General features: G+C 72.2%; 11 protein-coding genes. 4 read left to right on the top strand and 7 right to left on the bottom strand.

The window, feature by feature from the left end:
• The first annotated feature begins 123 nt into the window (after positions 1-123).
• Positions 124-483, top strand: a complete 360-nt coding sequence (locus ACH4F2_RS25020) for a hypothetical protein (protein WP_398134974.1) — start codon at positions 124-126, stop codon at positions 481-483.
• Positions 484-754: 271 nt separating this feature from the next.
• Here the strand turns inward: ACH4F2_RS25020 and ACH4F2_RS25015 are convergent, their stop codons facing one another.
• From ACH4F2_RS25015 to deoC, 3 genes are read right to left on the bottom strand one after another with little or no spacing between them, the layout of a single operon-like run.
• Positions 755-1648, bottom strand: coding sequence for an aldehyde dehydrogenase family protein (locus tag ACH4F2_RS25015; protein WP_398134973.1), 894 nt, complete (start codon positions 1646-1648; stop codon positions 755-757).
• A complete protein-coding gene (locus ACH4F2_RS25010) occupies positions 1641-3089 on the bottom strand; it encodes an aldehyde dehydrogenase family protein (RefSeq protein ID WP_398134972.1) in 1449 nt (482 codons plus the stop codon). The genes ACH4F2_RS25015 and ACH4F2_RS25010 overlap by 8 nt, the downstream gene beginning before the upstream one ends.
• Positions 3090-3094: 5 nt before the next feature.
• On the bottom strand, positions 3095-4060 hold the full coding sequence (gene deoC / locus ACH4F2_RS25005) for a deoxyribose-phosphate aldolase (protein WP_398134971.1): 966 nt from the start codon (positions 4058-4060) through the stop codon (positions 3095-3097).
• A gap of 113 nt (positions 4061-4173) precedes the next feature.
• Here deoC and ACH4F2_RS25000 point away from each other — a divergent pair, with 113 nt between their 5' ends.
• A complete protein-coding gene (locus ACH4F2_RS25000; protein ID WP_398134970.1) occupies positions 4174-4854 on the top strand; it encodes a PH domain-containing protein in 681 nt (226 codons plus the stop codon).
• Between the two features lie 241 nt (positions 4855-5095).
• On the opposite strand, the gene ACH4F2_RS24995 is transcribed toward ACH4F2_RS25000, so the two are convergent.
• From ACH4F2_RS24995 to ACH4F2_RS24985, 3 genes are all read right to left on the bottom strand, one after another.
• A complete protein-coding gene (locus ACH4F2_RS24995; protein WP_398134969.1) occupies positions 5096-6727 on the bottom strand; it encodes a phospho-sugar mutase in 1632 nt (543 codons plus the stop codon).
• A gap of 220 nt (positions 6728-6947) precedes the next feature.
• The gene (locus ACH4F2_RS24990) at positions 6948-7772 is read right to left on the bottom strand and encodes a purine-nucleoside phosphorylase (RefSeq protein ID WP_398134968.1); all 825 of its coding nucleotides are present in this window, start codon (positions 7770-7772) and stop codon (positions 6948-6950) included.
• 202 nt (positions 7773-7974) lie between these two features.
• Positions 7975-8412, bottom strand: coding sequence for a gamma-glutamylcyclotransferase (locus tag ACH4F2_RS24985; protein ID WP_398134967.1), 438 nt, complete (start codon positions 8410-8412; stop codon positions 7975-7977).
• Positions 8413-8496: 84 nt separating this feature from the next.
• Here ACH4F2_RS24985 and ACH4F2_RS24980 point away from each other — a divergent pair, with 84 nt between their 5' ends.
• The gene (locus ACH4F2_RS24980; RefSeq protein ID WP_398134966.1) at positions 8497-9945 is read left to right on the top strand and encodes an NAD(P)H-quinone dehydrogenase; all 1449 of its coding nucleotides are present in this window, start codon (positions 8497-8499) and stop codon (positions 9943-9945) included.
• 179 nt (positions 9946-10124) lie between these two features.
• On the top strand, positions 10125-11129 hold the full coding sequence (locus ACH4F2_RS24975; RefSeq protein WP_398134965.1) for a DeoR/GlpR family DNA-binding transcription regulator: 1005 nt from the start codon (positions 10125-10127) through the stop codon (positions 11127-11129).
• 238 nt (positions 11130-11367) lie between these two features.
• Here the strand turns inward: ACH4F2_RS24975 and ACH4F2_RS24970 are convergent, their stop codons facing one another.
• Positions 11368-13140: an acetyl/propionyl/methylcrotonyl-CoA carboxylase subunit alpha gene (locus ACH4F2_RS24970; RefSeq protein WP_398134964.1), complete on the bottom strand. Its 1773-nt coding sequence runs from the start codon at positions 13138-13140 to the stop codon at positions 11368-11370.
• Positions 13141-13178 lie beyond the last annotated feature (38 nt).

Here is a 13178-nt window from a genome sequence, read left to right as displayed (position 1 = left end):
GGCCGGCGTACGACCGCACGGGCCGGCTTTGAAGCAGGCATCACACCTCAACTACGCTTCGCGTGGCGCCGATTACTCTCCGCGGCGCTCCCGAGGTACTCCGAAGCACGAGGTGGCTCACCGATGGCCCGACACGCGTCCTCCTCCCGCACCCCGGCCGTCCGGCGCGCCCTGGTCGTCCTCGCGACCACCGGGGCCGCACTGGGCGCGGGCGCGGTCACGGCCTCCGCGGAGGGTGGCATGGATCCGCAGCCGGACCTCCGGGCGGTGACCGGCACGGTCGGACACGTCACCGGACCGGTCGCGGACCTCAAGCCCAACCCGCTGGCCGGCACCGGCGTCGACCCGCTGGACAACGGCGTCGGTACGCAGGTGGCCGACTTCCAGCCGCTCACCTCGACGGCCCTGACCGGTCCGGTCGCGCAGGCGCGGTCGGTCGGCGGCGTGCCGGTGGTGGGCCGGGCCGCGGAGCTGCTGCGCTGAGCGGGCCCTTCGGCCGGCCGGGCGATCCGGCGGTGGCGCGGCGACGTGCCCGTGGTCGGTGAGCGCGATGGTCTCGCGGCAGTGGGCGGCGCGCGCCCACGAGGTCGCCGAGCCGGGAGCGGGCGGCACCGATGGCGGTCTCAGTCGTGTACAGAAGATCACTGAAGGGTGGTCTTGTGGGTGTTCGCGGGCTGGGGTGAGGTCATGGACGCGGAAAGGCCGCGGCTCCTCCGGACGGAGAGGAGCCGCGGCCCTGATCGTGCGAGCGGTGTCAGTACGACGAGCCGGACGCGCCCAGGGCGCCCGTCGGGTGCCAGACCGTCTTCGTCTCCAGGAACGCCGTCATGCGGTCGGTGCCGGGAGCCGTCGACCAGTCCACGTCGTCCACAGGCTGTGGACGCAGGACGCGCTTGAGGTTGTCCGCCGCCGCGATCTCCAGCTCCTTCGCCAGCGTCTCGTCGGCGCCCGTGAGGTCGATCGCGTTGACGTCCTGGTGGGCGGCGAGGGGGGTGGCGATCTCCGCCGTACGGCCGGAGAGGATGTTGACCACGCCGCCGGGGACGTCGGAGGTGGCCAGTACCTCGCCGAGGGAGAGGGCGGGGAGCGGGGACTTCTCCGACGCCACCACGACCGTCGTGTTGCCCGTCGCGATCACCGGGGCGACGACCGAGACCAGGCCCAGGAGCGACGACTCCTGCGGGGCCAGGACGGCGACCACGCCCGTCGGCTCCGGGGAGGAGATGTTGAAGAAGGGGCCCGCGACCGGGTTGCCGCCGCCGACCACCTGGGCGATCTTGTCGGTCCAGCCCGCGTACCAGACCCAGCGGTCGATCGCGGCGTCGACCTGCGCCGCCGCCTTCGACTTCGACAGGCCCTCGGCGTCGGCGACCTCCGCGACGTACTGGTCGCGGCGGCCTTCCAGCATCTCGGCGACGCGGTAGAGGACCTGGCCGCGGTTGTACGCCGTCGCGCCCGACCAGCCGCCGAACGCCTTGCGCGCGGCGACCACCGCGTCACGGGCGTCCTTGCGGGAGGAGAGCGGGGCGTTCGCCAGCCACTTGCCCTTTGCGTCGGTCACCTCGTACACCCGGCCGCTCTCGGAACGCGGGAACTTCCCGCCGACGTACAGCTTGTAGGTCTTCAGCACATTGAGTCGCTCAGACATCGAGGTATGCCTCCAGGCCGTGGCGGCCGCCCTCGCGGCCGAAGCCCGACTCCTTGTAGCCGCCGAACGGCGACGTCGGGTCGAACTTGTTGAACGTGTTGGACCAGACCACGCCGGCGCGGAGCTTGTTCGCGACCGCCAGGATGCGCGAGCCCTTCTCCGTCCAGATGCCCGCGGAGAGCCCGTACGGCGTGTTGTTGGCCTTGGCGACCGCCTCGTCGGGCGTACGGAAGGTGAGGACGGACAGGACGGGGCCGAAGATCTCGTCGCGGGCCACCGTGTGCGCCTGGGTGACGTTCGTGAAGAGCGTCGGGGCGAACCAGTAGCCGTTCTCCGGGATGTCGCAGGCCGGGGACCAGCGCTCGGCGCCCTCCGCCTCGCCCTGGTCGGCCAGCGCGGTGATCCGGGCCAGCTGCTCGGCCGAGTTGATCGCGCCGATGTCGGTGTTCTTGTCCAGCGGGTCGCCGAGGCGCAGGGTGGAGAGCCTGCGCTTGAGGGAGTCCAGCAGCTCGTCGTGGAGCGACTCCTGGACCAGCAGACGGGAGCCCGCGCAGCAGACCTGGCCCTGGTTGAAGAAGATGCCGTTGACGATGCCCTCGACGGCCTGGTCGATCGGGGCGTCGTCGAAGACGATGTTGGCGCCCTTGCCGCCCAGCTCCAGCGTCAGCTTCTTGCGGGTGCCCGCGACCGTCCGCGCGATCTGCTTGCCGACGGCCGTGGAGCCGGTGAAGGCGACCTTGTTCACGTCGGGGTGGGCGACGAGCGCGGCGCCCGCGCGGCCGTCGCCGGTGATGATGTTGACGACGCCCTTGGGCAGGCCCGCCTGACGGCAGATGTCCGCGAAGAAAAGGGCGGAGAGGGGGGTCGTCTCGGCGGGCTTGAGGACGACCGTGTTGCCGGTCGCGAGCGCCGGGGCGATCTTCCACGCCAGCATCAGGAGGGGGAAGTTCCAGGGGATGACCTGGCCCGCGACGCCCAGCGGCTGCGGGTTCGCGCCGTAGCCGGCGTGGTCGAGCTTGTCGGCCCAGCCCGCGTAGTAGAAGAAGTGCGCGGCGACCAGGGGGAGGTCCGCGTCGCGGGTCTCCTTGATGGGCTTGCCGTTGTCCAGGGTTTCCAGGACGGCCAGCTCGCGGCTGCGTTCCTGGATGATGCGGGCGATGCGGAAGAGGTACTTCGCGCGCTCGGATCCGGGGAGCGCCGACCACTTCTCGAACGCCTTGCGGGCGGCCTTCACCGCGCGGTCGACGTCCGCCTCACCGGCCTCGGCGACCTCGGAGAGGACCTCCTCGGTGGACGGGGAGACCGTCTTGAAGACCTTGCCGTCGGCGGCCTCCGTGAACTCGCCGTCGATGAACAGTCCGTAGGAGGCGGCGATGTCGACGACGGCCCGGGACTCGGGCGCCGGTGCGTACTCGAATGCGGATGCGGATGCAGATGCCATGGTGATCAGTCCACCGTCACGTAGTCGGGGCCGCTGTAACGGCCCGTGGCCAGCTTCTGACGCTGCATCAGCAGGTCGTTCAGGAGCGAGGAGGCGCCGAAGCGGAACCAGTGGTTGTCCAGCCAGTCCCCGCCCGCGGTCTCGTTGACCAGGACGAGGAACTTGATCGCGTCCTTGGTGGTACGGATACCGCCGGCCGGCTTCACGCCGACCTGCACGCCGGTCTGCGCGCGGAAGTCGCGGACCGCCTCCAGCATCAGAAGGGTGTTGGACGGGGTCGCGTTGACCGCGACCTTGCCGGTGGACGTCTTGATGAAGTCGGCGCCCGCCAGCATGCCGAGCCAGCTCGCGCGGCGGATGTTGTCGTACGTCGACAGCTCGCCCGTCTCGAAGATGACCTTCAGGCGGGCGTCCGCTCCGCAGGCCTCCTTCACGGCGACGATCTCGTCGTACACCTTCATGTAGTCGCCCGCGAGGAAGGCCCCGCGGTCGATGACCATGTCGACCTCGTCGGCGCCCGCCGCCACGGCCTCGCGCACGTCGGCCAGCTTGACGGCGAGCGAGGCGCGGCCCGCCGGGAACGCGGTGGCCACCGAGGCGACCTTGACGCCGGAGCCGGCGACTGCCGCCTTGGCGGCGGGCACCATGTCGGGGTAGACGCAGACGGCCGCCGTGGTGGGGGCCGTGCGGTCGGTCGGGTCGGGGTGGACCGCCTTCGCGCCGAGCGCCCGGACCTTGCCCGGGGTGTCCGCGCCTTCCAGCGTCGTCAGGTCGACCATCGAGATGGCGAGGTCGATGGCGTACGCCTTCGCGGTGGTCTTGATGGAACGGGTGCCGAGCGAGGCGGCGCGCGCCTCCAGGCCGACCGTGTCGACGCCGGGCAGCCCGTGCAGGAAGCGGCGCAGCGTGCTGTCGGACGCGGTGACGTCGGCGAGTCCGTGTGCGGGAACAGCGGATGCAGTGGTGGGCATGGTCACCAGGCGAGCATATCTACGCGCGTAGCGGCTGTACAGTCCCGTGCGCTCGTTCCGTCGGCCGGCACCGCCCATGAGCGGCGCCGGAGCTGTCGGGCACAATCGGCACCATGACGACCCCGGAGTCCCAGTCACCGCCGCCGCAGCCGCCGGTACCCGTGTCGAAGGACCGGATCTACCGCTCGCCCGCGGGCCTCGCCGGCGGCGTCCTGCTGCTCGCCCTCGCTCTCTGGCTCGGTATCGACGCCCTGGTCGCCGGCGAGGGGCGCACTCCCTGGCTGGCGCTCGCGGCGCTGCTGTTCCTCGTGCCGCTCATCGCCGCCTACACCGTGCGGCCCGCCGTCTTCGCGGGCGACGACCGGCTGCGCGTGCGCAATCCCTTCCGGGTGATCGTGCTGCCCTGGGGGCAGGTCGCCTCGCTGCGGTCCGGTTACTCCAACGAGGTCCTCACCGAGTCCGGCGACAAGTACCAGTTGTGGTCCATTCCCGTCTCGCTGCGCGCCCGGAAGAAGGCCGCGCGGCGGGAGACGCGGCGGGCCTCCGGGGGCGGCCAGGGGCGCGGTGGGATGCTCGGCGCTCTCGGCGGGGGCGGTGCCGGGACCGCCGCCGGGGCGGACGGGCCGGTGCGGGCGGAGACCGACAAGGTCATGGACGACCTGCGCGAGACGCTGGAGGCGCGGAAGCCGGCCGACACCTCCCAGGGTGAGGTGACGGTGCGCTGGGCCTACGAGGTCGTCGTGCCGGCAGCGGCCGGGGCGGTGCTGCTCGCGGTGCTGCTGGGGACGGGCTGACGCTCCACGCCGCGGGCGCGGGCCTCGGCGCCCGTGCCGCCGACGCCGCGGGCCGGGCCGTGCCGGGGGTCAGGGGATCGCGAGGGTGCCGCAGTGTGTCCGTCCGGGGTGGTCACGGGCGCGGTCGAGGACGCGGCGGCGGCTCCCTGGTGCTTCGGCGGCGCACGTACGGGAAGAGGACCCGGTGGGGTGCCTCCAGGTGGGGGCACCCCATCGGGTCCGGGTGGTCGGCCTCGCGGGGTCAGATGCCCGCCGCCGACGACAGGTCCCGCTTGAGCGCCGTCAGCAGGTCCGCCGCCTTCGCGCGGGCGCCGGGGAGGTCGGCGTGCGCCGCGACCGGGACGACCACCTCCAGGTAGCACTTCAGCTTGGGTTCCGTACCGCTCGGGCGGACGATCACCCGGGCGCCGTCGAGGGTGTAGCGCAGGCCGTCCGTGGGCGGCAGCGTGTCCGTGCCCCGGGTGAGGTCCTGCGCGTCGGTGACGGGCAGGCCGGCGAGGTCCGCGGGGGGCCGTTCCCGCAGGCGGCGCATCGCGGCGGCGATGACGGAGAGGTCCTCGACGCGGACCGAGAGCTGGTCGGTGGCGTGCAGGCCGTGCTCCACGGCGAGGTCGTCGAGGAGGTCGAGGAGGGTGCGGCCCTCCTCCTTGAGGGTGGAGGCCAGTTCCGTGATCAGGAGGGCCGCGGTGATGCCGTCCTTGTCGCGCACCCCCTCGGGGTCGACGCAGTAGCCGAGGGCCTCCTCGTAGCCGTAGCGCAGGCCCTCGACGCGGGCGATCCACTTGAAGCCGGTGAGGGTCTCCTCGTACGGGAGGCCCGCCTTCCCGGCGATGCGGCCGAGGAGGGAGGAGGAGACGATCGACTCCGCGAAGGTGCCGCGTGCTCCGCGTCCGACCAGGTGGGCGGCGAGGAGGGCGCCGACCTCGTCGCCGCGGAGCATGCGCCAGTCGGCGCCGTCCTGTACGGCGACGGCGAGGCGGTCGGCGTCCGGGTCGTTGGCGATGACCAGGTCGGGGTCGGTCTCACGGGCCTTGGCGAAGGCCAGGTCCATCGCGCCGGGCTCTTCCGGGTTGGGGAAGGCGACGGTGGGGAAGTCCGGGTCGGGGTCGGCCTGCTCGGCCACGAGGACGGGCTCCGGGAAGCCGGCACGGGCGAAGGCCGCGAGGAGGGTGTCCTTGCCGACGCCGTGCATCGCGGTGTAGACGGTGCGCGCGGTGCGCGGGGAGCCCTCGGAGAGGACGGCGTCCGTGCGGGCGAGGTAGGCGTCGAGGACGGAGTCGTCCAGGGTCTGCCAGCCGGTTTCCGGGCGGGGTACGTCGTTCAGCGAGCGTACGGCGTCGATCTCCGCGGCGATCCCGGCGTCGGCGGGGGGCACGATCTGGGAGCCGTCGCCGAGGTAGACCTTGTAGCCGTTGTCGCGGGGCGGGTTGTGGCTGGCGGTGACCTCCACGCCGGCTACCGCGCCGAGGTGCCGTACGGCGAAGGCGAGTACGGGGGTGGGCAGCGGGCGGGGCAGGACGGCCGCCCTCAGGCCGGCGCCGGTCATCACCGCGGCGGTGTCGCGGGCGAAGTCCTCGGACTTGTGGCGGGCGTCGTAGCCGACCACGACCAGGCCGTCGGTGTGGCCCAGCTCCTTCAGGTACGCGGCGAGGCCGGCGGCGGCCCGGATGACGACGGCGCGGTTCATGCGCATCGGACCGGCGCCGAGTTCGCCCCGCAGGCCCGCGGTGCCGAACTGGAGGGTGCCGGAGAAACGTGCGGTGAGCTCGGCGTGGTCCTCGGCGTCGATGAGCCTGGCGAGTTCCGCGCGGGTGTCCGCGTCGGGGTCCTCGGCCAGCCATGCCCTGGCCCGTGCGAGGAGGTCGTCGTGCACGTCGGTCAGCCTCTCGTGAGTGTTCGTGTGCGGCGCCTGCGGCGGCCGGTGCGGTTTGTCGGGGGTGCGGGGTGCCCGCGGCGGCCGGTGCGGGCCGGTCCGCGGCGGCCCGCACTCCCGTCGACGCCGGCGCTGATCCCGCACTCCGGCAGTCCCGCCGGACGCCGGTGCCGAGGCCGTACGCCGACGCCGGCACCGAACGCCGCCTACGGGCCGGCGACTACAGCCGTCCCAGCACCTGTGTCAGCAGCGATCCCATCCGTGCGGCCGAGTCGCGGCCCGCCTGCAGGACCTCCTCGTGGTTGAGGGGCTCCCCCGTCATGCCCGCCGCGAGGTTGGTCACCAGCGAGATGCCCAGCACCTCCGCGCCGGCCTCGCGGGCGGCGATCGCCTCCAGGACCGTCGACATGCCCACCAGGTCGGCCCCGATGACGCGGGCCATGCGGATCTCGGCCGGCGTCTCGTAGTGCGGGCCGGGGAACTGGGCGTAGACGCCCTCCTCCAGCGTGGGGTCGACCTCCTTGCACAGGGCGCGCAGGCGCGGCGAGTACAGGTCGGTGAGGTCGACGAAGTTCGCGCCGACGATCGGGGAGGTGGCGGTGAGGTTGATGTGGTCGCCGATCAGGACCGGCTGGCCGGGGCGCATGCCCTCGCGCAGGCCGCCGCAGCCGTTGGTCAGGATGATCGTCTTGGCGCCGGCGGCGACGGCCGTGCGGACGCCGTGGGCGACGGCGGCCACCCCGTGACCCTCGTAGTAGTGGGTGCGGCCCAGGAAGACCAGCGCGCGCTTGTCACCGATGGAGTAGGAACGGACCCTGCCGCCGTGTCCCTCCACCACCGGCTTCGGGAAGCCGGGGAGCTCGGTGACCTGGAGATCGGCCTCGGGATCGCCCAGTGCGTCCACGGCCGGAGCCCAGCCGGAGCCCATCACGAGGGCGACGTCGTGGGTCTCCGCGCCGGTGAGTTCGCGCAGGCGGGCCGCGGCGGCGTCGGCGGCGGCGTAGGGGTCGCCCTGGATGTCGTCCGGAAGAAGAGATGCGTTCACGCCGAAGAGGGTAGCCGGTTTACGCCTACGCGCGTAGATGACAGAGCTCACGGGATTGCGATCGTTGTCCTGTCGTTTCCGACGAGGGGCCGTTTCCGAGGAGGGGGCCGTTCCGGCGAGGGGGCCGTTCCGGCGAGGCGAGGGGCCGTTCCGACGGGGGGCCGTTTCTCGCGAGGGACCGGGGGGCGAGAGCGACCGCGGCTCAGCACGGGCGCTTGCGGAGCTCCATGACGTAGTCGTGCGGCGCGCCGGCCGATTCCGCGGCGTCCGCGACCCCGCCCAGGTAGCGGGCGGAGGGCAGGCCGCCCTCGTATCCGTTCAGGACGTACGTCCAGGCCTTCTCTTCGCCTTCCAGGGTGTGGACGCGTACGCGCGTACGGCGGTATATGTCCAGCCCCACGCCCTCCCAGCGGTCCATCGACTCCTCGTCCATCGGAGCGATGTCGTAGAGGGCCACGAAGACCTGGGAGATCGGGTCCTCGACGAGGGTCGCGAGGGCGCCCTCCCAGCCCATGTGCTCGCCCCCGAAGGTCAGCCGCCACCCGTTCAGCCAGCCCGTGGCGCGCAGCGGCGAGTGCGGGGCGCGGCGGGTCATCAACCGCGCGTCGAGGTTGCCGGCATAAGCGGCGTAGAGCGACATGGGGAGAGGGTACGGCAGGGCCCCGGGAGTCGCTCTTGTAACAGACGTGCCCCCGGGCGGCCCCACATTGAAGGGTGCGGGACAATGGAGTACGTGACTCGGATCGTGATCATTGGCGGCGGACCCGGCGGATACGAAGCGGCGCTGGTGGCCGCGCAGCTCGGCGCGGAGGTGACCGTCGTCGACTGCGACGGTCTGGGCGGGGCGTCGGTGCTCACCGACTGCGTGCCGTCCAAGACTCTGATCGCCACGGCCGAGGTGATGACCACCTTCGACTCGTCGTACGAAGAGCTGGGGATCATCGTCGCCGACGACACCCCGCCGATGGAGCAGACCGCCCGGGTGGTGGGCGTGGATCTGGGGAAGGTCAACCGGCGTGTGAAGCGGCTCGCGCTGGCGCAGTCGCACGACATCACCGCCTCCGTGACCCGCGCGGGTGCGCGTGTGATGCGCGGACGTGGGCGGCTGGAGGGTATGCAGGCGCTCGACGGGTCGCGGAAGGTCGTGGTGCGCGCCGCCGACGGGAGCGAGGAGACGCTCACCGCGGACGCGGTGCTCATCGCCACCGGTGGGCACCCCCGTGAGCTGCCCGACGCCCGGCCCGACGGTGAGCGGATCCTCAACTGGACCCAGGTGTACGACCTCGATGAGCTGCCCGAGGAGCTCATCGTCATCGGTTCGGGTGTGACCGGTGCCGAGTTCGCCGGTGCCTACCAGGCCCTCGGGTCCCGCGTGACGCTCGTGTCGTCGCGGGACCGGGTGCTGCCCGGTGAGGACCCGGACGCCGCCGCCGTGCTGGAGGACGTGTTCCGCCGGCGCGGCATGAACGTGATGTCGCGGTCGCGGGCCCAGTCCGCCAAGCGCGTCGGGGACCGGGTGGAGGTGACGCTCGCCGACGGGCGCGTCATCACCGGGTCGCACTGTCTGGTGGCCGTGGGTGCCATCCCCAACACCGAGGGGATGGGGCTCGAGGAGGCCGGGGTCAAGCTGAAGGACTCCGGGCACATCCGGACCGACCGGGTGTCGCGGACCTCGGCTCCCGGCGTGTACGCCGCCGGTGACGTGACCGGCGTCTTCGCGCTCGCCTCGGTCGCCGCCATGCAGGGGCGCATCGCCATGTACCACTTCCTGGGCGACGCCGTGACCCCGCTCAATCTCAAGACCGTCTCGTCCAACGTCTTCACCGACCCCGAGATCGCCACGGTCGGGTACTCGCAGGCGGACGTCGACGCCGGCCGGATCGACGCCCGCGTCGTCAAGCTGCCGCTGCTGCGCAACCCCCGGGCCAAGATGCAGGGCATCCGGGACGGCTTCGTCAAGATCTTCTGCCGGCCGGGCACCGAGATCGTGGTGGGCGGTGTCGTGGTGGCGCCGCGCGCCTCGGAACTCATCCACCCCATCTCGATCGCGGTCGACAACAATCTGACGGTCGAACAGATCGCGAACGCCTTCACCGTGTACCCCTCCCTTTCGGGGTCGATCGCGGAGGTGGCACGGCAGCTGCACACGCGGAAGGCCGGCGGCGAAGGCTAGGGCGGGAACCGGCGGCCGGAATCGACTCCCCGCCGGTCACGGGGAGTTGCGGAGCGTGCGGATGGCATAGGCAGCCGGAGCAGGCACGTATACCACTTCCCGCCCTGCCCTGCGAACAACTTCTGTTATTCGGCGCATACTGCTGAAAGCAGACGGTCGTTGGGGTTACTGTCAGTTTCGTGTTCGCTGCAGAACGTCGCCAATTGATCCTCGAAATGGTGCGAGCGAACGGGGCCGTGTCGCTCCGTGAGCTCGCCCGCGTCGTCCAGACCTCCGAAGTGACCGTACGGCGGGACGTGCGCGCACTGGAGGCAGAAGGACTCCTCGACCGCCGGCACGGCGGTGCGGTACTGCCGGGCGGTTTCACGCGAGAATCCGGCTTCCCGCAGAAGTCCCATCTCGCGACCGCCGAGAAAACGGCCATAGCCGACCTCGCCGCGGGCTTCGTCGAAGAGGGCGAAGCCATCGTGGTGGGGGCGGGCACCACCACGCAGGAGCTGGCCCGCCGGCTCGCGCGGGTGCCCGGCCTGACCGTCGTCACCAACTCGCTGCTCGTGGCCCAGGCCCTCGCCCACGCCAACCGGGTCGAGGTCGTGATGACCGGCGGCACCCTGCGGGGGTCCAACTACGCCCTGGTCGGCTCGGGTGCCGAGCAGTCCCTGCAAGGGCTGCGGGTGTCCAAGGCCTTCCTGTCCGGAAGCGGACTGACGGCGGAGCGGGGGCTGTCCACGTCCAACATGCTGTCGGCGTCCGTCGACCGTGCGCTGGTGCAGGCCGCCGCCGAGGTCGTGGTCCTCGCGGACCACTCCAAGCTGGGCACGGACACCATGTTCCAGACCGTGCCCACGGACCTCATCACCCGCCTGGTCACGGACGAGCCGACCGCCCACGACGACCGCGCCGCCACCGAACTCCAGGCCCTGGCCGACCAGGGCGTGCAGATCGCCGTGACCGGGGCGTCGGGGGGTGCGGCGACCGGCTCGGGAGGCCCCGCGGCCCCCGGGGTCCCGGGGACCTCCGGAACTGATGCCGTCCCGGCGCGTCAGCAACGCCGGGACGTGCCGCTTCCGGGGCCACGCCGACAGGTCCCGGGCGCCGCGGCAGGCCTGCGGTCGGCAACGGCCCTGGGCGAGCAGAACGCCGGGGCGGAACGGGCGCGCGTCGCCGACATGCGCCGACGCTGAGCCACCGCACGGTCCGTCGCGTCCTCCGGCACCAACGGCGGGGGCGCCCGGCGGACCACTGTGGTCCACCGGGCGCCCCCGCCGTGCGTACGGTCGGCAGGTCCTCGTCGGACCTCGTCGGACCTCGTCAGGTCCTCCTCCTCGCGTCGGACCCAGGACCTCTCGTCAGGTCCTCCGGCGGGTCCTCGTCAGGCCCGCTGCCGGGCCCCGTCGCCCGGCCCTTCGCTCAGTCCTTCGCTCAGTCCTTGATCTCGCAGATCGCCGCGCCCGACGTGACGGACGCGCCGACCTCGGCACCCAGGCCCTTGACGGTGCCGGACTTGTGCGCGTTGAGAGGCTGTTCCATCTTCATGGCCTCCAGGACGACGATCAGATCGCCTTCCTGGACTTCCTGGCCCTCCTCCACCGCGATCTTCACGATGGTGCCCTGCATCGGGGAGGCGAGGGTGTCGCCCGACGCCGCCGGGCCGGACTTCTTCGCCGCGCGCCGCTTGGTCTTGGCGCCGGCCGCCAGGCCGGTGCGGGCCAGGCTCATGCCGAGGGACGACGGGAGGGACACCTCCAGGCGCTTGCCGCCGACCTCGACGACCACCGTCTCCCGCCCGGAGTCCTCGTCCGCCTCGGCGTCGGCCGGCGCGGTGAAGGGCTTGATCTCGTTGACGAACTCCGTCTCGATCCACCGGGTGTGGACCGTGAACGGGTCGGTGGAGCCGGTCAGCTCCGGGGCGAAGGCCGGGTCCCGGACCACCGCACGGTGGAACGGGATCGCCGTGGCCATGCCCTCCACCTGGAACTCCTCCAGGGCCCGCGCGGCGCGCTGGAGGGCCTCGGCGCGGGTACGGCCCGTCACGATCAGCTTCGCGAGCAGCGAGTCCCACGCCGGGCCGATCACCGACCCGGACTCCACGCCCGCGTCCAGGCGGACGCCCGGGCCGGTCGGGGGAGCGAAGGTGGCGACGGTGCCGGGGGCGGGGAGGAAGCCCCGGCCGGGGTCCTCGCCGTTGATGCGGAACTCGAAGGAGTGGCCGCGCAGGACGGGGTCGCCGTAGCCGAGTTCCTCGCCGTCGGCGATGCGGAACATCTCGCGGACCAGGTCGATGCCGGCGACCTCCTCGGTCACCGGGTGCTCGACCTGGAGGCGGGTGTTGACCTCCAGGAAGGAGATCGTGCCGTCCACGCCGACCAGGAACTCCACGGTGCCGGCGCCGACGTACCCGGCCTCCTTCAGGATCGCCTTGGAGGCCGAGTACAGCTCCTCCATCTGCGCGTCGGACAGGAAGGGGGCCGGGGCCTCCTCCACCAGCTTCTGGTGGCGGCGCTGGAGCGAGCAGTCACGGGTGGAGACGACGACCACGTTGCCGTGCTGGTCGGCCAGGCACTGGGTCTCCACGTGGCGGGGCTTGTCGAGGTAGCGCTCGACGAAGCACTCCCCGCGGCCGAACGCGGCCACCGCCTCACGGACGGCGGAGTCGTACAGCTCGGGGACCTCTTCGAGGGTGCGGGCGACCTTCAGGCCGCGGCCGCCACCACCGAAGGCCGCCTTGATCGCGATCGGCAGACCGTGCTCCTGCGCGAAGGCGACGACCTCGTCCGCGCCCGAGACCGGGTCCGGGGTGCCGGCGACCAGCGGGGCACCGGCCCGCTGGGCGATGTGCCTCGCCGCGACCTTGTCACCCAGGTCGCGGATGGCCTGCGGCGGCGGGCCGATCCAGATCAGGCCGGCGTCCAGGACGGCCTGAGCGAACTCGGCGTTCTCGGACAGGAATCCGTAGCCGGGGTGGATGGCGTCCGCGCCCGACTCGCGCGCCGCCTTCAGCACCTTCTCGATGTCCAGGTAGCTGCCGGCGGGGGTGTCACCACCCAGGGCGAACGCCTCATCAGCGGCGCGGACATGCAGAGCGTCCCGGTCCGGGTCCGCGTAGACGGCCACGCTCGCGATCCCGGCGTCCCGGCAGGCCCGGGCCACGCGGACAGCGATTTCGCCACGGTTGGCGATGAGCACCTTGCGCACGATTGAGGCTCCCTCCTTGAAACAAGCCGAGTTTAGGG

The organism is Streptomyces sp. NPDC017890, assembly GCF_044328675.1.
Taxonomy (GTDB): Bacteria; Actinomycetota; Actinomycetes; order Streptomycetales; family Streptomycetaceae; genus Streptomyces.
The sequence above is the reverse complement of the archived record's forward strand: the minus strand, read 5'-3'. Positions and strand labels throughout refer to the sequence as shown.

Bases quoted from the DNA above. Each gene is read 5' to 3' on its own strand.
- ACH4F2_RS25015 (WP_398134973.1), bottom strand. From the start codon at position 1,648: ATGTCTGAGCGACTCAATGTGCTGAAGACCTACAAGCTGTACGTCGGC.
- ACH4F2_RS25000 (WP_398134970.1), top strand. From the start codon at position 4,174: ATGACGACCCCGGAGTCCCAGTCACCGCCGCCGCAGCCGCCGGTACCC.
- deoC (WP_398134971.1), bottom strand. From the start codon at position 4,060: ATGCCCACCACTGCATCCGCTGTTCCCGCACACGGACTCGCCGACGTC.
- ACH4F2_RS25010 (WP_398134972.1), bottom strand. From the start codon at position 3,089: ATGGCATCTGCATCCGCATCCGCATTCGAGTACGCACCGGCGCCCGAG.
- ACH4F2_RS25020 (WP_398134974.1), top strand. From the start codon at position 124: ATGGCCCGACACGCGTCCTCCTCCCGCACCCCGGCCGTCCGGCGCGCC.
- ACH4F2_RS24980 (WP_398134966.1), top strand. From the start codon at position 8,497: ATGGAGTACGTGACTCGGATCGTGATCATTGGCGGCGGACCCGGCGGA.
- ACH4F2_RS24985 (WP_398134967.1), bottom strand. From the start codon at position 8,412: ATGTCGCTCTACGCCGCTTATGCCGGCAACCTCGACGCGCGGTTGATG.